Origin of the sequence: Pyxidicoccus caerfyrddinensis, from assembly GCF_010894405.1 — a bacterium.
Classification (GTDB): Bacteria; Myxococcota; Myxococcia; order Myxococcales; family Myxococcaceae; genus Myxococcus; species Myxococcus caerfyrddinensis.
Genome location: NZ_JAAIYA010000019.1, coordinates 137,884 through 155,029 on the forward strand (window position 1 = coordinate 137,884; position 17,146 = coordinate 155,029).

At 67.3% G+C, this 17,146-nt stretch carries 19 protein-coding genes; 15 read left to right on the plus strand and 4 right to left on the minus strand.

Going from position 1 to position 17,146, the window contains the following annotated elements; all coding sequences use genetic code 11:
- The first annotated feature begins 240 nt into the window (after positions 1 to 240).
- Genes G4D86_RS36165 through G4D86_RS36185 form a run of 5 tightly spaced genes read left to right on the plus strand, consistent with a single transcriptional unit; the run spans position 241 to position 7,215 of the window.
- Complete coding sequence (locus G4D86_RS36165; RefSeq protein ID WP_163998687.1) at positions 241 to 972, plus strand: C40 family peptidase; 732 nt, start codon at positions 241 to 243, stop codon at positions 970 to 972.
- A complete protein-coding gene (locus tag G4D86_RS36170) occupies positions 966 to 2,033 on the plus strand; it encodes a tail assembly protein (protein ID WP_163998688.1) in 1,068 nt (355 codons plus the stop codon). The genes G4D86_RS36165 and G4D86_RS36170 overlap by 7 nt, the downstream gene beginning before the upstream one ends.
- Complete coding sequence (locus G4D86_RS36175; RefSeq protein WP_163998689.1) at positions 2,026 to 4,533, plus strand: TipJ family phage tail tip protein; 2,508 nt, start codon at positions 2,026 to 2,028, stop codon at positions 4,531 to 4,533. Before G4D86_RS36170 ends, G4D86_RS36175 begins: the two co-directional genes overlap by 8 nt.
- Before the next feature lie 13 nt (positions 4,534 to 4,546).
- A complete protein-coding gene (locus tag G4D86_RS36180) occupies positions 4,547 to 6,661 on the plus strand; it encodes a Hint domain-containing protein (RefSeq protein WP_163998690.1) in 2,115 nt (704 codons plus the stop codon).
- 20 nt (positions 6,662 to 6,681) lie between these two features.
- Positions 6,682 to 7,215, plus strand: a complete 534-nt coding sequence (locus tag G4D86_RS36185) for a hypothetical protein (RefSeq protein WP_163998691.1) — start codon at positions 6,682 to 6,684, stop codon at positions 7,213 to 7,215.
- A 295-nt stretch (positions 7,216 to 7,510) separates the two neighbouring features.
- Here G4D86_RS36185 and G4D86_RS36190 read toward each other — a convergent pair whose 3' ends face one another.
- Positions 7,511 to 9,025, minus strand: a complete 1,515-nt coding sequence (locus tag G4D86_RS36190; RefSeq protein ID WP_163998692.1) for a hypothetical protein — start codon at positions 9,023 to 9,025, stop codon at positions 7,511 to 7,513.
- Between the two features lie 440 nt (positions 9,026 to 9,465).
- On the opposite strand from G4D86_RS36190, the gene G4D86_RS36195 reads away from it, so the two are divergent.
- The 3 genes from G4D86_RS36195 (at position 9,466) to G4D86_RS36205 (ending at position 10,476) form a co-directional block, all read left to right on the plus strand.
- Positions 9,466 to 9,603, plus strand: coding sequence for a hypothetical protein (locus tag G4D86_RS36195; RefSeq protein ID WP_163998693.1), 138 nt, complete (start codon positions 9,466 to 9,468; stop codon positions 9,601 to 9,603).
- 78 nt (positions 9,604 to 9,681) lie between these two features.
- Positions 9,682 to 9,999, plus strand: coding sequence for a PadR family transcriptional regulator (locus tag G4D86_RS36200; RefSeq protein WP_163998694.1), 318 nt, complete (start codon positions 9,682 to 9,684; stop codon positions 9,997 to 9,999).
- 72 nt (positions 10,000 to 10,071) lie between these two features.
- Complete coding sequence (locus tag G4D86_RS36205) at positions 10,072 to 10,476, plus strand: hypothetical protein (RefSeq protein ID WP_163998695.1); 405 nt, start codon at positions 10,072 to 10,074, stop codon at positions 10,474 to 10,476.
- A 77-nt stretch (positions 10,477 to 10,553) separates the two neighbouring features.
- On the opposite strand, the gene G4D86_RS36210 is transcribed toward G4D86_RS36205, so the two are convergent.
- A complete protein-coding gene (locus G4D86_RS36210; protein WP_163998696.1) occupies positions 10,554 to 10,763 on the minus strand; it encodes a hypothetical protein in 210 nt (69 codons plus the stop codon).
- A gap of 88 nt (positions 10,764 to 10,851) precedes the next feature.
- The gene (locus tag G4D86_RS36215; RefSeq protein ID WP_163998697.1) at positions 10,852 to 11,196 is read right to left on the minus strand and encodes a hypothetical protein; all 345 of its coding nucleotides are present in this window, start codon (positions 11,194 to 11,196) and stop codon (positions 10,852 to 10,854) included.
- A 655-nt stretch (positions 11,197 to 11,851) separates the two neighbouring features.
- Here G4D86_RS36215 and G4D86_RS36220 point away from each other — a divergent pair.
- The 7 genes from G4D86_RS36220 to G4D86_RS36250 all read left to right on the plus strand — a co-directional run bounded on the left by G4D86_RS36220 (position 11,852) and on the right by G4D86_RS36250 (position 15,137).
- Entirely contained in the window at positions 11,852 to 12,238 is a 387-nt protein-coding gene (locus G4D86_RS36220; RefSeq protein ID WP_163998698.1) for a hypothetical protein, read from the plus strand.
- A 56-nt stretch (positions 12,239 to 12,294) separates the two neighbouring features.
- Complete coding sequence (locus G4D86_RS36225; RefSeq protein ID WP_163998699.1) at positions 12,295 to 12,951, plus strand: hypothetical protein; 657 nt, start codon at positions 12,295 to 12,297, stop codon at positions 12,949 to 12,951.
- A gap of 40 nt (positions 12,952 to 12,991) precedes the next feature.
- On the plus strand, positions 12,992 to 13,447 hold the full coding sequence (locus tag G4D86_RS36230; protein ID WP_163998700.1) for an NlpC/P60 family protein: 456 nt from the start codon (positions 12,992 to 12,994) through the stop codon (positions 13,445 to 13,447).
- Between the two features lie 31 nt (positions 13,448 to 13,478).
- The gene (locus G4D86_RS36235) at positions 13,479 to 14,096 is read left to right on the plus strand and encodes a hypothetical protein (RefSeq protein ID WP_163998701.1); all 618 of its coding nucleotides are present in this window, start codon (positions 13,479 to 13,481) and stop codon (positions 14,094 to 14,096) included.
- Positions 14,097 to 14,119: 23 nt separating this feature from the next.
- On the plus strand, positions 14,120 to 14,311 hold the full coding sequence (locus tag G4D86_RS36240) for a hypothetical protein (protein ID WP_163998702.1): 192 nt from the start codon (positions 14,120 to 14,122) through the stop codon (positions 14,309 to 14,311).
- Between the two features lie 266 nt (positions 14,312 to 14,577).
- Positions 14,578 to 14,781 (plus strand): hypothetical protein, encoded by a 204-nt coding sequence (locus G4D86_RS36245; RefSeq protein WP_163998703.1) that lies wholly within the window; start codon positions 14,578 to 14,580, stop codon positions 14,779 to 14,781.
- Positions 14,778 to 15,137: a transposase gene (locus G4D86_RS36250; RefSeq protein WP_240360648.1), complete on the plus strand. Its 360-nt coding sequence runs from the start codon at positions 14,778 to 14,780 to the stop codon at positions 15,135 to 15,137. The genes G4D86_RS36245 and G4D86_RS36250 overlap by 4 nt, the downstream gene beginning before the upstream one ends.
- Before the next feature lie 78 nt (positions 15,138 to 15,215).
- Here G4D86_RS36250 and G4D86_RS36255 read toward each other — a convergent pair whose 3' ends face one another.
- The gene (locus tag G4D86_RS36255; RefSeq protein WP_163998704.1) at positions 15,216 to 17,108 is read right to left on the minus strand and encodes a UvrD-helicase domain-containing protein; all 1,893 of its coding nucleotides are present in this window, start codon (positions 17,106 to 17,108) and stop codon (positions 15,216 to 15,218) included.
- Positions 17,109 to 17,146 lie beyond the last annotated feature (38 nt).

Here is a 17,146-nt window from a genome sequence, read left to right on the forward strand (position 1 = left end):
CCGCGCTTGTGAACTGAGCGCCATGGAGCATCATTTGGGGTCCCGATTGCGAATCCTAGAGTTTGAGTTCCGGTGCGTGACTTGTTCGGTCTAAAGCCGTTTGCGCGTGAGAACATCGAGCTTCGATAGGTCGTGTCGCTGGCTCCGTCGACCTACTCATGTAGAGGTCGGACGGCGTCCACTCTTGCAGGCATTCGTGCAGATGGCATGGAACTGCATGATACCTCTTGGGAGGTAGTGATGGCCCCAGGCGACGTGGCGGCGTTCTCTCAAGATGTCATTTCCGCGTCGCTCGAGCACGCGCAGGACGAGTACCCGCGCGAGGCGTGCGGTCTCGTCGTGCTGGTGGCTGGCGCTCAGCGGTACGTGTCGTGCCGGAACCAGGCGGAGGGGCAGTCCCACTTCGTCCTGCATCCGGAGGACTACGCCCAGGCTGAGGCGGAGGGCGAGGTGCTCGCCGTCGTTCACTCGCACCCCAACGCCGCGCCGGAGCCGAGCGAGGCGGACCGCGTCATGATGGAGCGCTGGGGCCTGCCCTGGCTCATCATCAACGTCCCCGTGGGGCACTGGCGTCTCTGGTACCCCACCGGGTACCGGCCCCCGCTCATCGGACGGCCCTTCAGTCACGGCGTGCTGGACTGCTTCTCGCTGGTCCGCGACTACTACGCGGAGCGGCTGGGCCTGGAGTTGCCGGACTTCCACCGCCCTGACGCGTGGTGGGAGAAGGGCGGCAACCTCTACCTGGAGGGGTACGCCGAGGCCGGCTTCGTCGACGTCACCGGCAGCGCGCTGCGCGAGCACGACGTCCTCCTCATGCAGCTGCGCTCGCCGGTGCCCAACCACGCGGGCGTGTACCTGGGCGCGGACGTTGTCCTCCACCACCTCCAGAATCGGCTCTCCGGAAGGGAGACGTACAGCGGCTTCTGGGAGCGAATCACCCGGAAGGTTGTGCGGCACCGCAGCCTATGCTGACGACGGTGGTACTGGGCGGCCCGCTGGGCCGGCGCTTCGGGCGGGTGTGGCGGCTGGACTTGGGCGTGCCTTCCCCGGCGGAGGCGGTGCGCGCCCTGTCCGCGGTGTGCGAGGGCTTCGCCCGGTACCTGGTGGACAACAGCGAGCCGGGCTTCCACGTTTTCATCGGCAAGCAGGACGTCGGGGCTGAGGAGCTGGCGACGCCGGCCAGCGGCTCGCGCGTCATCACCGTCATGCCGGCCTTGGCCGGGGCCAAGTCGGGCTGGTTCCAGGTGGTGCTGGGCGCGGTGCTCATTGCCGGTGGCGCGGTGCTCTCCGTCTACGGCTTCGGTGCCGGCACGCCGCTCATCACCATGGGCGCCTCCCTCGTGGTGGGTGGCGTCTCGCAGCTGCTCTTCGCTCCGCCCACGCCCCTGGCACCCGTGGAGCGGCCGGAGAATCAGCCCTCGTACACCTTCAACGGGCCCGTCAACACGCTGGGCCAGGGCCACCCGGTGCCCCTCTGCTACGGGGAGCTGGAGGTGGGCAGCTGCGTCATCTCCGCCGGCATCGTCACCGAGTGGAATGCCGGGGGCGGCTTCGGCGGCGCTGGCGGCAGCGGACAGAGCGGACCGAGGGGCGAGCCGGCGGGTGGTGGCGGCTGCCCCGCGCCGTGGGTGCCCGTCCTCCTGGCAGACGGCCGCGAGGTGCCCGCGGGCGAGCTGCAGGTGGGCGACTGGGTGCGCACCCAGCACGATGCGACGCTGGCGTGGGGCGACTTCCCCGTCACCGGCGTGGCCCACCTCGAGGCCGACTGCTGGCGCGTCGAGCTGGACGACGGGAGGGCCTTCGTGGGCACGTACAACCACCGCGTGCGCACGGAAGAGGCCTGGGTGGAGGTGCGGCACCTGGTGCCCGGCGCGCGCCTCGTCGGTGCATGCGCGGGCGTGGTGCGGCAGGTGGCGCCGTGCGGCCGCGGGCCTGTGGTGCGCGTCACAGTGGAGGACGCGCACACGTACCAGACGGCCGGCTTCCTCTCGCACAACGTGAAGCAGGCGGACCCGGAGGCGCCGGATGTCTGAGAAGGGCCCCCTCATCGGCTACGGCGGCAACAGCGGCGGCAAGGGCGGCAGCGAGGCCCAGCGCTCGCCGGTGGAGCGCCCAGACACGCTGAAGTCGTCCGCGCACGCGCGTGTCCTCGACTTGCTGTGCGAGGGCGAAATCGAAGGACTCGTGGACGGGCTGAAGTCCGTCTACCTCGACGGCGTGCCGGTGCAGAACCCGGACGGCAGCTTCAACTTCCGCGACGTCACCCTCTACGACGTGAAGGGCACGCAGTCGCAGGAGTACATCCCCGGGTTTCCTTCGGCGGAGGCTGAGTACGTCGTCAACACCGAGGTGAAGAAGGACACGCCGGTGGTGCGCACCGTCACCGACGCCAGTGTGGACGCGGTGCGCGTCACCGTGCAGGTGCCGCAGCTGTCCCAGCAGCAGCCCGTCACGGGGGACCTCGGCCCTGACCTCGTCGCCATCGCCATTGACGTGCAGAGCAACGGCGGCGGCTACGTTGCCCAGGACTTGAAGGGGGCGGGCACCATTTCTGGCAAGTGCACCAGCCCCTACGAGAGGACGTACCGCGTGGAGCTCACCGGCAGCCCGCCGTGGGACATCCGCGTGCGGCGCCTCACCGCGGACAGCAGCTCCGCCACGCGGCAGAACAAGACGTACTGGAAGTCCTACGCCACGCTGGTGGACGAGAAGCTCAGCTTCCCCAACAGCGCGCTGTGTGCGCTGCAGGTGTCCGCGCACCAATTCCAGTCCATTCCCACGCGCAGCTACCGCATTCGCGGGCTGAAGGTGCGGGTGCCCTCCAACTACAACCCCACCACGCGGGCGTACACCGGCACGTGGGACGGCACCTTTCAGGTGGCGTGGACGGACAACCCGGCCTGGTGCTTCTACGACTTGCTGACGACGAAGCGCTACGGCCTGGGCCGCTTCCTCAACCCGGCCCACGTGGACAAGTGGGGGCTGTACACCATTGCCCGCTACTGCGACGAGTTGGTGCCGGACGGGAAGGGCGGCATGGAGCCGCGCTTCCGCTGCAACCTCTACCTCCAGACGCAGGCGGACGCGTACCAGGTCGTCAACAACCTCGCCTCCGTCTTCCGCGGCATGACGTACTGGGCGAGCGGCGCGGTGTACGTCGCCCAGGACGCGCCCCGGGACGCCGAGTACCTCTTCACCCCGGCCAACGTGGTGGACGGCCTCTTCACCTACTCCAGTAGCGGCCGGCGCGCGCGCCACACCGTGGCGCTGGTGACGTGGAACGACCCGGCCAACCACTACCAGTCCGCGAAGGAGTACGTGGCCGACGAGGAGGGCCTCGCCACCTACGGCTACAACCCCACCGAGGTGGTGGCCCTGGGCTGTACCTCGCGCAGCCAGGCGCAGCGGGTGGGCCGGTGGTTGCTGTACACCGAGAGGCTGGAGACGGAGACGGTGGTATTCCGCACTGGCCTCGAGGGGGCGCTGCGCAACCCCGGCGCCGTGGTGAAGGTGCTGGACTCGCACCGGGCCGGCCGCCGCTGGGGCGGGCGCGTGGTGGCCGCCACCGCCTCCCTCGTCGAGCTCGACTCGGACGTCACCGTGGAGGTGGGCAAGGCGTACACCCTCTTCGTGGTGCTGCCGGACGGGAAGGTGGAGGAGCGGCCCCTGGCGACGCTGCCCCCGGCGCCGTACCGGGCCCTTACCGTCGCCACGCCCTTCTCCGCGGCGCCGACGCCTCAGGCCGTCTGGGTGCTCGCCGCGTCCGACTTGGCGCCCACCACGTGGCGCATTCTCAGCGTCAGCGAGGTGGAGCCGCACCTGTATGAAGTCACCGCGCTGCGCCACCACCCCGGCAAGTACGCGGAAGTGGAGTACGGGGTGAAGGTGCAGCCGGTGCCCACCTCGGTGCTTCCATCCTCCGCGCCGCCCGCGGGGCTGGTGCTGGGGGAGAGCCTCTACAAGACGACCAACGGAGGGCTGAAGGTGTCCCTCAACGCGCGGTGGACGCAGCACCCGGGCGCCACTGAGTACGTGGTGCGCTGGCGGCAGGCCGGGGGCAACTGGGCCACGGAGAGGGGCGTGCAGGTGCACTTCTGGGAGCTGCGGGACATTGCCCCCGGCCCGTACAGCGTGCAGGTGGCCGCCGTCCTCAACGGCCTCGTCACCGCCTTCTCCGAGGCCTCGTACACGGTGCTGGGCAAGGCCGCGCCTCCGTCGGACGTCACCGGTTTCGCCTACAGCCTCAACGGCAACACGGCCACGCTGCGCTGGGCGGAAATCGCCGACTTGGACAGGGACATGTACGAGCTGCGCTACGGCGGACTCGCCTGGGAGAGCGCCACCTTCATCGCCAAGGTGCGCGCCACCGCGCACGAGTGGCCGCTGCCGTCGCCCGCCAACTACACGGTGTGGCTGAAGGCCGTGGACACCTCGGGCAACCCCAGCGCCAACGCGGCGTCCGTCACCGTGCTGGCCGCGCCCACCACGCCGGCCTCCGTCACCATGACGGTGTCCTCCACCCCGCCAGCCTGAGGAAGAAGACGTCATGCGAGCTCGCGAGAGAGAAGGCGTCGGCGGCGTCATCGAGGACGGCACCCCCACCAACCGGACGCCCCGCATCCTCAAGCCGAAGTACCTCGACATCCGCTGGGCGCACACCGAGGTGCTGCCGGCCCACCTGCTGGTGGGCTTCCAGGTGGCCGTCTTCACCGGCAATGACCCGAACAACACCGACGCCTACCTCGTGGAGCCGGTGCGGGTGGGGCCTTCCGAGAGGCGCGCGGTGGTGTCGCTGCGGGTGGCCACCACGCAGAATGTCCGCTGTGCCGTCCAGGCCCTCTACTCCAACGGCAACCAGAGTAGCTGGCGCGTCCTTGGCGGGGCGGTGGCGACGGACCCGGACACCGTCACCATGGCGGTGCAAGACTTGTCCAACGTCACGGCCGGCGCGGTGAAGCCGGCGCACCTGGCCGCCGCGGCCGTCACCAGTGACAAGGTGGCTGCCAGCGCCATCGCCACCCAGCACCTGCTGCTGCCGCCGTCGGACAACCTCGTGCCCAATGGCTACAGCGAGGCGGGGACGGCGGCGCTGGGTAAGTCGCCAGAGGGTAGCTACCTCGTCAATGACCCGGCCAACGCGCGCGAGGGCAATTGGTGTCGAAAGCTCCCCCTCGTCGCGGGGGCATACTCGGCCATCGCCTTCGCTGGAGAAATTCCGTGCGCCAGCGGGGACCAGTTCTACGCCGAGGCGTGGGTGAAGCTTTCCGCGGCGCCCTCCGCGCCGCCTCCGTGGAACCTGTACCTGCGCTTCTTGGACAGGACGGGCGCCCTTGTCGGGTTGCCGCTGACGACGCTGAGTACCGTCACCGCCACCTACCAACGCTTTAAGGTGACGGGCACTGCTCCGGCGGGTGCGGTGTCCGTCTCGCTCATCCTCGACACCTCAGGCACCCCGAATTCGGTGCCGGCGGCGGACGGAGGGAAGTCCCTCTTCATCGACGCCGTCTCCATGCGGAAAATGGTGACGTTCGACTTGCTGTCGGCCAACACCCTCAAGACGAGCAACTACGCGGAGGACGGCAACGGCATCCCGACGGCGGGTGCGAAGCTGGACAACGTGGGCACGGCGCTGAAGGTGGCGTCGGGCAACCTCCAGGTGGGCCGCTACCCGCTGGAGGCCATGTTCTACAAGAGCCTCGTCACGCTCGATGGCCCGGGCCCCGGCAACCGCTGCTTCTACCGGGGCAACAACAACGGGGCGGTGCGGGGTGGGGCGCCCAATATCGACAGGGTGCGCGTGGAGTGCGCGGACAACATCTCCGGCGCGTCGCTGTCCTGGGCGAAGTGGCAGCTCTTCCTGGAGCCGCAGTCGCTGGACGACAACTTCGACGGCATGCGCCACGCGCGCGTGGAGTTGTGGGTGCGGCAGACGGCCAACCTGGGCTTTCGCCACCAGGTGCTCTACGCCCCGCTGGCGGACAGGGTGTACCGGGACGCCGTCGACGCCACGGCCAACAACGCCGGGGCCACTTCCTTCGAGTACATGTACGCCGGCAACATCTCCGGGCTGGCCGCCTCCAACGTGTACAACTGGTACCTGCTGGTGTCCGTCGTCAACGTGTATGGGGCGAGCGCCAGCAAGTGGTTCCTCCCGAGTGCCAGCCGCAACACGGCCTTCGCCTCGCAGTACGCGGCGCCTTTCTCCGGGGCAACGGCCGGTGGAGGTGGAGGTGGAGGAAGCGACGGGGACGGGTACTGCCCGGCGCCGTGGGAGCCGATTCTCCTCGCGGAAGGCGGCGAGGTGCCGGCGGACCTGGTGCGCCCCGGCATGCGCGTCCTCACGTGGCACGAGGCCTCCCTGAAGCCGGACGTGTACGAGGTGGCCGGTGTCTCCAGTGCGCGGGCGCAGCGCTACCGGCTCGTGCTGGAGGACGGACGCACGGTGGTGGCCTCGCGGCCGCACCCGCTGTACGCGGAAGGCCGTGGCTGGACGGCACTCGCTGACTTGCGGCCCGGCGACGTCCTCCTGGGCACGCGCCCGGGCCGCGTCCGGCGGGTGGAGCCGGAAGGGGAGGGCGACGTCGTGAAGCTCTCCGTCCACGGGGCCCGCACCTACCAGGTGAAGGGCCTCCTTTCCCACAACGCCAAGCAGCGCGAGTAGCCCGCGCCAGGAGTCGCCGCATGCCTCTCACCGCTGAAGAGGTGTACCAGCGCAACGCCATGGAGGCCCGGAGGCGCGAGCTGATGACGCAGTTGGCCCGAGTTCGCGGTTACCTCGACGCCTCGGCCGCGTCGTCGAAGTACTTCGCGCGCATCAACCAGGACACCCAGGTGCAGCGCGACGAGCTGGAGCGGCAGTTGCGCGAGCTGGACGCCGGCGGCACCGCGGGCCTCACCGACGACTGGGGGAAGTACTCCGCCCTCGAGCTGGCCGCCCAGGAGGATCGCTACGCCGCGAAGGCGGGGTGCTACGACTGGCTGGTGGCGCACCCCATGGCCACGCTGGCGGAGGCCGCCGCGGAGCTGGAGCGCCTCATGCTGGAGGCCCGCAGTGCGGCGGGCCGGCCCTGGCTGCTCTTGCGTGGCGAGGGCCTCGTGCGTGAGTGGCAGGCCAACGCCTTCGCGCGCGGGCTCATCCCAGAGGACGACTGGGCCGTCTTCCGGGACTGGCTCCTCGTCATCGGCAAGGACGCGGCGCTCGGCCGCGCGCTGTGAGGCTCCATAGGCTGAATTGGGGCCCGATGAACGGGGGCAGATCAATGCACCGAGTTGCTGGGGCCGACAGGAGGGCCATTGGCCCAGCACCCTCCATGGGTACCACCAGGACAACATCCGCTGAGATGCCGCGCGTCACTCGATCCACGCGGCAACCAGGAAGGGCATAGGGTGTTTTCGTTCCAGGGTGTATTAGCCTGCTGGCTATCTGCCGCGTCTGCCCACTTTTCCAGAGGAAAAACCACAAAGTGCGGGAGAGTCACGGAAGCAGGGGACTCTCGCTACGGGGAAAGAATTACTTTGTGGACATACCCTGTGCCCCAGCCTTGTTCGAACCCTTGGTCTTGTCGGTAACTGCCTTTCGCAACTCAACAGGCATGAACATGCCCCTTGGCCATGCCGCAGCGTTCGCGCCCCATCCGATGTATTGATATTGATAATAAGGCCCCAGTGGGTGGTCTGGATCAGAACGCAAAAGAAGCAATGGTTTTCGGTTCTCACCAACCTTGATAGTTTCTGATTTACCATCAGTTGCGACGATGAGGTCACCGCTCACATCTCGCGGAATATTGAACTCGAAAGTATTCCCGAGCGAGACAGGCCAAATCCTGGCCTGTTGGGGTGGCTTTGGCACTGTTCCCGTGACGTTGATGGTCCCGCACAAGGCAACAGAAACACTGCGAGAACCTAGTTGCTGACAAGCTCGGACATGTTGAGGTTGTGATACCTCCCATGTGAGGCGACCGGGGTCGCCCACGGCGTTCCAACCGCATGAACCATCGTTGTCCCGCGCGCACGTATACTGGGGATTGGTGATAGTCTCGCTGGCGTTGGTGGTTCTTAACTCAGCACAGACTCTATAGCGCAACCACCTATTATCAACGCAGTCATAGCCTGGTTCTTTTGCTCGGTTGACGGGAAACGTGAACTTGCCTCCAGTGGACACCTGTTTTATGCAGCGCTCATTGTGAAGATTGAGTGAGTCGACTATTGGCCCGCATGCTCGGTACTGGTTTGTTACACCGGTGGTGGTGGCGACAACATTGAGAACAACGGTTCCCTCAGGCTTGGGGTTCGGCCGGGTCGCAGATACGACGGAAGTCCCACGACTGTGGTTGATAGCCACAGTGCCAACTCTTGATTCGGCATTCCAACTGCAGACGACGGCATTGCCCTCTCCCTCGAAGGATATGGCCGAATTCTGTGGAATTGGGGCCTTCGGGCACGCAAGTCCCGTGGCATCAATGCTTTGGAAGTTCGGTGCACCTGCATCTGGATTGACGTTCCTATCCCATCTAAATGTCACAGTAACTGTCTCAAGCGTACTGGCCTTTACGTTGGCCTTGACAGGCGCTGGGGCTGCGGAATTGTGAGTGGTGGAATAGAGATTCATACACGCCTGCCATGCCTGAAGCGCCTCAGGTGTGGTATAGCGTTGGAAGATAGAGAGCGAACTGCGCGACGAGACGTAAAGGCCTACATCGCTGCAATACGCCTTATTAGTCACCTGTCGTGCTGTGGATTTCCCGTTTGCAGCGACATCAATGACCCATACTGACAAGTCTCCATTGCCTTCAACAGCACTAGTCTCGTCGTGAAAATAGTTTTCGCAGGCGATCTTGCGAAAAGCAGTGTCTGCGTTCTCATTGCTCGTTGCACGAAGTTCATTCGGGAGCAAACTTAGAGCGCAGGCTCTTCCAAATGCCTCTATGTCATCAGCCTCTGCCTCGGCCACTATAGGCAGTAGTGTTAAAGTCATAGCCATAAGCAGAGGAAGAAGAACGCCACTTCTCACCACTAAAGTCGGCATGGATACGCCTCCGTGGGCAGCGAAAAGACCGCGAACTGCAGTAAGACGCTTCCCTACTCGAAGCGAAAAGTAAAGCCCCCCAAATAGCAGCCAGTGGTTTCCGAGCCAGCAAGCGCATGATGGTAGAGATCTGAACTCGCGTTCGTCCTCGCCCCGCCCGCGAATAGAGGCGCTCTCTCGGTTCTCATGGCGCCTCCGCGCCGTGCAGCCCGACCAGGAGCCGGCCGGGGAACCCCAGCACTGATTTTCCCAGTAAGTCTCTGGAACGCCGCCGGGTGAACGCGGGAGAGCGCATCCGGCTCCGACATGTGATCTCAGGACGAGGGGCGGGAGTAGCTTCAGAAGTGGAGCGATAACAGGGTCCTTGCGGCAGTGACGCATGAAGAGTCGGTGCGGCAGGCGGAGGCGTTGGGCTGGCATGCCAGGAGCGGGGCCCAGGCATGAAGGGCATGGCGGACCTGCTGCGCCTCTACTGGCTTGCCCTGCACCACGGCTTGGTGGTGCAGGGCGACAACCACGCCCTGCGCATCAACGTGGACGCGGGCTCGGTGGTGCTGGAAAAGAAGCCGGTCGCGTAGGCTCCCCGGCTGAGGCCACCGGAGGTTTCCTCACGGTTTGGGGTTGCATCCTCAAAGTTCGAGGTTACTATCTCCGGCATGGACTCTCCAGTGACGGCGAAGGCGGCCATCTTGTCCGTGCTGATGAGCGGCAAGAGCTTCGGCCTGGAAATCATCGACAAGGTGAAGGAGCGCACGGGCGGGAGCGTCGTGCTCAACGAGGGCAGCGTGTACCCGGCCCTCAAGGCGATGGAACGAGAGGGACTCCTGCGCAGCTTCGACGGCGAGCCCATGCCAGAACGGGGGGGGCGCCCGCGGCGCTACTACGAACTGACGGGCGAGGGGCGACGCGCAGCGACGGCGCAGCAGAGGGCCGTGTCGGGGCTCTGGGGGCTGCGGCCGGCGGAGGGGGGCTAGGCAATGACGCAAAGGTCAATAGTGTTGGTTCGGAACCTCGCTGCGCCCTCCGTGTTTGTCGCGGTGACCGTATTGAGCTACGCCATCACCAGTACGGTGGAAGACCAGGACCTCGTGCGGTCCATCCTCGCGGGGCTCGTGCTCCTTTGTGGGGCGGTCTTCTCCGTGGTGCAATTGTGGAAGTTCATCGGGCGGGCTCGCTCCATTTCTACCCGAGCAGCAGGCCCACAGACCATCAAGCTGGCAACGAATGCTCTCGACGCGCTGGCGGCGATTGTCCCCAGCCGCATCGCCAACGAAGAAATCGGAGATGCTCTGGAATTCATGCTCCGCATGAAGAAGGCAAAGCGACCGAAGAGCCTCATCTACGCGAAGGTTGCCACGACGTACGCATATGTCCTCGTTCACACGGGGCTCCACTACGCCGAGCGCATCGCCGGCATCATCGGCAAGGCGACGGGCGGCAAGGGCGACTGAGTAGCCCCGCGCCGTGAGCAACTCCTGCGGCCCGCTACCAACTCCGGTGGCGGGCCGCTGCGTTTCAGGGCGTCCCGTCACGCCGCAGCCTGCTGGGCCTCCGCAGGCGCGTCCCGGGCGCCCAGCACCTTGAGGACGAGTTCGTCCATCTCGAGGTGCGCGGCGCGGGCCTGCTGGTACCTGGTCCGCGCGGCCGGGCTGCCGTCCAGGTTCTGCACGGCCTGCTGCATATCCTCCTCCACCTCTTCCAGGCGCTTCGCGAGCGCCAACCTCTGCTGGATGTCCATGCCTGCGGCGTAGAGCAGGAGGCGTGCCGCAGGCTTCAGTCCTCACCCGCCGCGTCGAGGTCCATCAGCCCGGACTTGTCCACCGCGCTCAGCGGTCGCCACAGGGCGGGCGGTACCGGAGGCGCAGCGCACGTTCGAGACGCAGCCGCAGCGTTTGCGGCAGGGCCGACGTCGGGGTGTAGTGGATGGCCACCCATAGGTTGCCGGTGACGGATACCCGCTCCCAATCCTGCCGCCTGTCATGGTGAGCGTGCCGAGTCCTGGCCTGCCCTGACTCGCCAACGTCCAGCACGGGCGGCATGGCGAATTGGAACAGGCGCGGCTCTCCATCTAGCACCAGGTACACGCACGCCTCGTCCCGGCAGGCCACATGGTCAAGGGGGAAGCAGTCGTAGGTCAGCCCGTCCATGGGCACAGTCACAGGACACGTCATCTCGTTCTCCTTTGAGGCGCCCACCATGGGCGCGACTGCGGCCATCCTCCGGCGTGCCGTGGACATTGTTCAGTGGAGCGCCGGAATCCAACGCAACCATGTGGAAGGACGTCGGTTTCCCCCGTGGAGTCCGTGGACAATTTTCAGCGGGCCCGCCAGTGACGGCCGTACGGGACTCGTACCCCACCCGTCCCACAGCCCCACCTGCCTATTCTTCCAGGGGCTCCCGGTCTGCCAGGCAACTGCGGCACCGCCCTCGCGTGCCGAGGTAGCGCTCAGGCGTCACCCGGCTGCCGCAGTGCGGGCAGGGCCCTGGCGTGTGCGGGTGCCATGGGTTGAGGCAGCGGATGTGGCTGCCTCCGCCCAGGTAGCGCGTCTCCTCCAACGGGAATCCATCCTCCGGACATCGGCCAGCTCGGCTCATCGTCGTCTCCTTGCCCAGATTGGGCTGCGGTTTCAGAAGAGAAGGAGCGGCCACGGGCCGGCACCGCTCCATGCTCAGGACGGTGTTGGAGTGCGCTGAAATGAGTCAAGGCGGGGCCGTCCCAGCGGTGACAATGGCACTGGAGGCCCCGTAAAGCGGGCCCGGACGCCGTCCTCGCCTGCCGTGACGATGCGGCGGCATGAGCGCCCCCATCCATGCGCGGTGCGTCCCGTGACGCCCACCCCCGAAGTCGCCATCCTCTTCTTGGCGGTGAGCCAGCTCATCGTGCCGCTGCTGAACGGGCTCCTGGCCCGCCGAGCGACGAAGCACGAGAGCGCGGTGGACCAGGTGCCCCTGCTGGTGGAGCGCATCGGGACCGTCGCGGCGGACGTGAAGGACATCAAGGCGGACCTGCGGCGCGTAGCCGAGCACGAACTGCTGCTGCGCGAGGTGGACCTGCGCCTGAAGGCCTTGGAGTCGTGGCAGATGGAGGCCCGTCCTCAGCTCGCCCGGGCCGCGAGCGATGCACATCTGCTGATGGGCGAGCGCAGCGCCCGGCAGATGCAGCACGCCGCCAACGTAGTGGCCGCGCGCGACACCGGCCGCGACGGCACCTGAGCTTCACCGCCGTGCGCTCGGCGCCGGCTCCACCCGCAGCACCCTACGAGGCACCCGTGCCGAAGACGATGTCCCGAGACGAGTTGCTGGCGAAGTTCCGTGTTCAGGTCCGAGAGGAGATGGCCCACGGCCATACGCACAAGGCCAACGTCGCCATTGCCCTGCGCCATTACGTCCACCCCAGCGGGTACGACCTCGCCTTCGACCTCATGCGCATCTGCGCGGAAGAGACGGGCGACGTGCTGACGCCGGACGGCGTCTGGGAGTACGGCGCCCGCAGCGAGCTGTGGCTGCCCAAGGCGTTGCAGCTCCGCCAGCAGGCGTCCGCGCCCCTTCTCCCGGGCGCTGTCACCTCGAAGCACCAGGAGAACCCGATGAGCGGACCTCGGGACCCGAAGCGCGCAGGCTTCCTCGGCTTCACGAAATACAACGACGTGCCCGGGCCGCATGGCCCCTGGAAGACGTTCGACGGGCGGGACGTGCCCGGCTGGGACGCGGTGGGGCCGCTGACGCAGGCGCGCTGGGTGGCGGCCGGCGAGGCCGAGCGGGACGTGGCCTTCAGCATCGCCGGGCACGCCGCGGTGCAGGCGCTGGAGATGGCCGGCATCACCGACGAGGAGACGCTCAACCGGGTGCAGGTGGCCATCCTCCGGCACCAGTCGACCAGCATCTCCCCGCCGGACCCGCTGCCCCCTGGCGCCGTCATCGGCTGAGTCGGCCGCTCTCCACGACAACCGTCAGTCCGGAGTCCCCATGCCCAGCTCGCAGCGCGCCGCCTTCCTCGCCCTCGTCCTCCAGCAGATGCACTCCCCCTACCGGTGGAATGCGAAGGGCACCCGGGACGCCACCACCGGGCAGCGCGTCTTCGACTGCTCCGGGCTGGTGACGTGGACGCTGCACCAGGTGGGCGGGCCGGACTGGCGCGCCACCCACAACACGGACCGACTCTGGGCGGCGTGCGCCCCGGTGGACTTCGCCGCGCTGCTGCCCGGGGACCTGGTGCTGTACCACCGCGCGGGCGCGCCCGCCGACGCCGAGCACGTCATGGTGCACGTGGGCGGGGGCGTCGTGGTGGGCGCGTCAGGTGGCGGCCGGGCCACCCTCACGCTCGCCGACGCCGCAGCCCATGACGCCCGCGTGAAGGCCCTCCCTCACCTCGGCTACCGGCCGGACCTCATGGGCTTCCGCCGGCTGCCCTTCGCCTCGTAGCTGTCCCCTCGCAGTCCCCCAGGAGTACTCCATGAAGAAGCGCTTCGCCCTCGCCGCCGTGCTCGCGGCCGTCCTCACCGCGCCGGTGGCTCTGGCCCAGGACGGCACCTCGCCGCCGGAGCCCACGCTGAAGTCCATCATCCTGTCCGCCGCCGTCACGGCCACGCCCGTGCTGGCCACCGCGCTCGCCGGCCTTGTGGCGGCCGCGCTCGTCGCCCTCACGAAGAAGCTCCATGCCCAGGCCGGAGAGTCGAAGCTCGCGCAGGTGGCCACGCGCGCCAGCATGCTGGCCGAGGGCGTCGTCCGGGACATTGAGGTGACGCTGAAGCCGAAGCTCGAGGCAGCGTCTGCCGACGGCACCCTCTCCGACGCGGAGCTGCAGAGCATCAAGGCCGCCGCGCTGGAGCAGCTCAAGGCGAGCCTGGGCCAGCGCGGCCTGGCCGAGTTGCAGCAGGTGCTCCAGCTCACCGCCGGCAGCGTGGGCACCTTCCTCTCCGGGCTCATCGAGGCGGCCCTGGACCGCATGAAGGCGAGCCGTGCGCCCGCGCTGGCGGACGAGGTGGTGTCGGCGGCGCTGTCGCTGGGCGCCCTCGGCAGCCAGGCGGCGCTCGCCCCGGTGACGGCCTCCCCTCAGATGCCCCGCGGTTAGCTGTCGCCGCGGGGCTCTCCCGAGTGCTGTCTGACGTACCGGTGCGGACCGGCTACGTGGAGGCCCAGGCCGGCGTGTCCTCCCTCACGGGCGCCTACGCGCGCCTGGAGGCGGGGGCGCGGCTGCGCAGCAACCTGGGGCTCTTCGCCTTCGCCGAGGCCAACCAGCGCGAGCGCATGGCCGGCGCCGGCATGCGGTGGACGTTCGGCTGGTGACACGCCAGCGGTGACGGGCGGCCCGCCCCGGAGATCTTCAGGGCGGGCTGCTTCCTCTGCGTGGGACGAGTCTTCAGGCAGGAACGTGCAGGCGCTGGCGCTGACGCAGTCCTGGGACTCATTGCATCGAATGCCAGGACCGCTGGGGACGCGTCTAGGATGAGCGCCCATTGGGCGGCAGGGCAATGCCAGCTAGGAGCGTGTTGGGGGTAACCGCAAGAACCTACTCAAAGCGTAGGCAAGGACATGATGCGCTTTGCCTATCTATGAGCAAGGTCTTCCGCCCCTACGCCCCTGAACAGTCGGAGTTGCTGCCGCCCTCGCCCCGAGACTGGCTGCCGGCCGGGCACCTGGCGTACTTCATCCTGGACGCGGTGGCGGAGCTGGACCTCAGGCCGCTGCTGGCCCGCGATGCCTGCCGCTACTGGAGCAGGTGGTGGAGAACTGCGGCGGGGTGCCCGGGGCGGTGACAGCCGACAGCGGCTACTTCTCGGAACAGAACGTGGCACGTGCAGCGAGCATTGGCATCCACGCGTACATCGCCACCGGCAGACTCAAGCATGGGGAGCAGCCGCCACCGGTGCGAGGGCGGATGCCACGAGACTTGAGCCTCAAGGAGTGGATGGCGCGCAGGCTCAAAACGAAGAAGGGACGCGAGGTGTACGCCCGACGCAAGGTGGCAGCCGAGCCGCCCTTCGGCCAAATCAAACAGGCGCGAGGCTTCCGGCAACTGCTGCTGCGCGGGCTGCAGAAGGCGAAGGGGGAGTGGGCGCTCACCTGCCTCACCCATAACCCGCGCAAGCTCTTCCACGTGGCGGCCGCATAGCGGTCTGCCGCAGCAAAGCAGGGGGCGGCAATCATGCCGTCCGGTACCTGCTCCTGAGCCCGTTACCACGCCAGGCTCCTAGTTGACCACCCAGACCAGCTCCTGCTTTGCGCGCGTAATCGCAACATACTCGATATTGCATTCTTCCGTTCCGGTTCGGCTGAACGTGGCCTTGAGGAGGAACACCCTCTCGCGCTCCAACCCCTTGGCCTTGTGGACGGAACTGCAAATGATGAGAGGCTGGGCGCTTTCGGCGGCATCGTCGAAGAGGTTCTCGATGCGGGCCTCCAGCTCCTTCGTCGTGAGGAGGTCCTCGCAGAGTGCCACGAGCATTCCGGCCTGGTCTGCGATGCGCTCGATGACCGGCTCTGGGTCCTTCGCCACCAGGCGAGCGCGCTGCGTCTCGCGCCCTTCCCAGGCTGCGAGCTTGGAGAGGAAGCTCTCGATGGTCGTCCCGCCGAGCTTCTTGACGATGGTCAGGAGGCTGCGCCCGATGTCCTTCCCCTCGACCTTCGCCCTCTTGCCCCGCTTGAGGAGCTTGATGCACGTCGAGACAAGCGGCGCGTTCTTGCGGCTGAGGATGAAGCAGCCGGGCGTGGCTACCTCGACCAGCTTAGATTCCGACACGTCGCGAATGATGCCCGCGGGGGCGGTGTCTGCTGCCTTGTAATCGGGCACAAGCTGCTGGGCGAGGGCCACTACTTTCTTCGGGCAGCGGTAGGTCGTCGTGAGGGGAAACTCGACCGCGCTCAACTCGCTCTTGAGCCGGTCAAGGCTCTTCGAGTCGGCGCCGCGGAACCCGTAGATGGCCTGTCGGTCATCGCCCACGACCACCGTGCGCCCACCCTTGCGGACCAGCTTCTGGGCAAGCAGGAGCTGGGTCAGGTTCATGTCCTGCGCCTCGTCGATCACCACGAGGTCGTACCTCGGGTGGACCATCTTCATCGCCACGGGGACGAAAATCATGTCGTCGAAATCCACGGTGCCGTCGCGCTGCGTGGCAAGCCTCATGGCTTCGTGGGCGCACCGGGCGACCGTCTCGGTGTCCCAACCGCTCTCGCTCCATTCCGCGTCGGGTTCGACTTCGAACTGGATCGCCAACTCGACCAGGTCGGCTACGGAGCCGAACGGAGCGACGTTCTTGCCGAACGCAGCGAGCTTCCTGACGAGCTTGACCATCGGGTCGGGACTCTCGTGCCCGGCTGCCCGGCGGGCGAGAGTCAACCCCCGGTCCTTATCGAGCGCAGTGCCCTTCCAGTACGTCTTCACCGCAGCGAAGCCGAGCGCATGCAGGGTCTTCGCCGTGGCGGCGGGGTTCTTCAGCTTCGTCACTAACTCGTCCGCGATTCGCTTGTTGAACGCCGCAAGCACGATGTCCTTCTCGGGTGCGTAGGTGATGCCCTCCAGGATGGTGGTGGTCTTGCCCGTGCCCGCCCTCGCGCGAACGACCGCGTTGCCCTTCCCCGTGGCAAAGAAGTCGAAGATGGCGTTCTGCTGAACCGACCATCGTGTCCCCGCCGGAGCTCCCGAGAGGGGGGCCTGTCCTGGCTGCTGTTCGCCCGCCGGGGACGCAGGCACCCCTGGCACTACGGCTGGCGGAGGAGCCAGAGGAGGTACGGGGGCGGCGGTGGGGGCTGCCTTCACGGGGCTCTTGTCGCGCTGTCCCTGGGCGGGACCCTGGGGAGTCACACCGTGGACGCCGGCGGCGCCGATACCGAGGTCGATAGTTTGGGGCTTGCGCTTGATGGGGACGGCCGCCTTGGGGGGCTCTGGCGGAGGGTTGGAGCGCTTGAGCCCGCCGTAAGTGACCCAGATGACGAGCAGCTGCACGGCGATGAGCGGCGGCCAGAACAGGTTGATGACCGTCAACGCCGTCCAGACCAGCGCGGCCCCTTGCAAGTGCCTTGGTGAGATGAGGCGAACCAGGACCAACGTGACCACGATCGCCAACTGGTACCCGAGCACCGCCATCGGTCACTCCCGTTTCGCCCGCCAACGTGGGTGCGGGG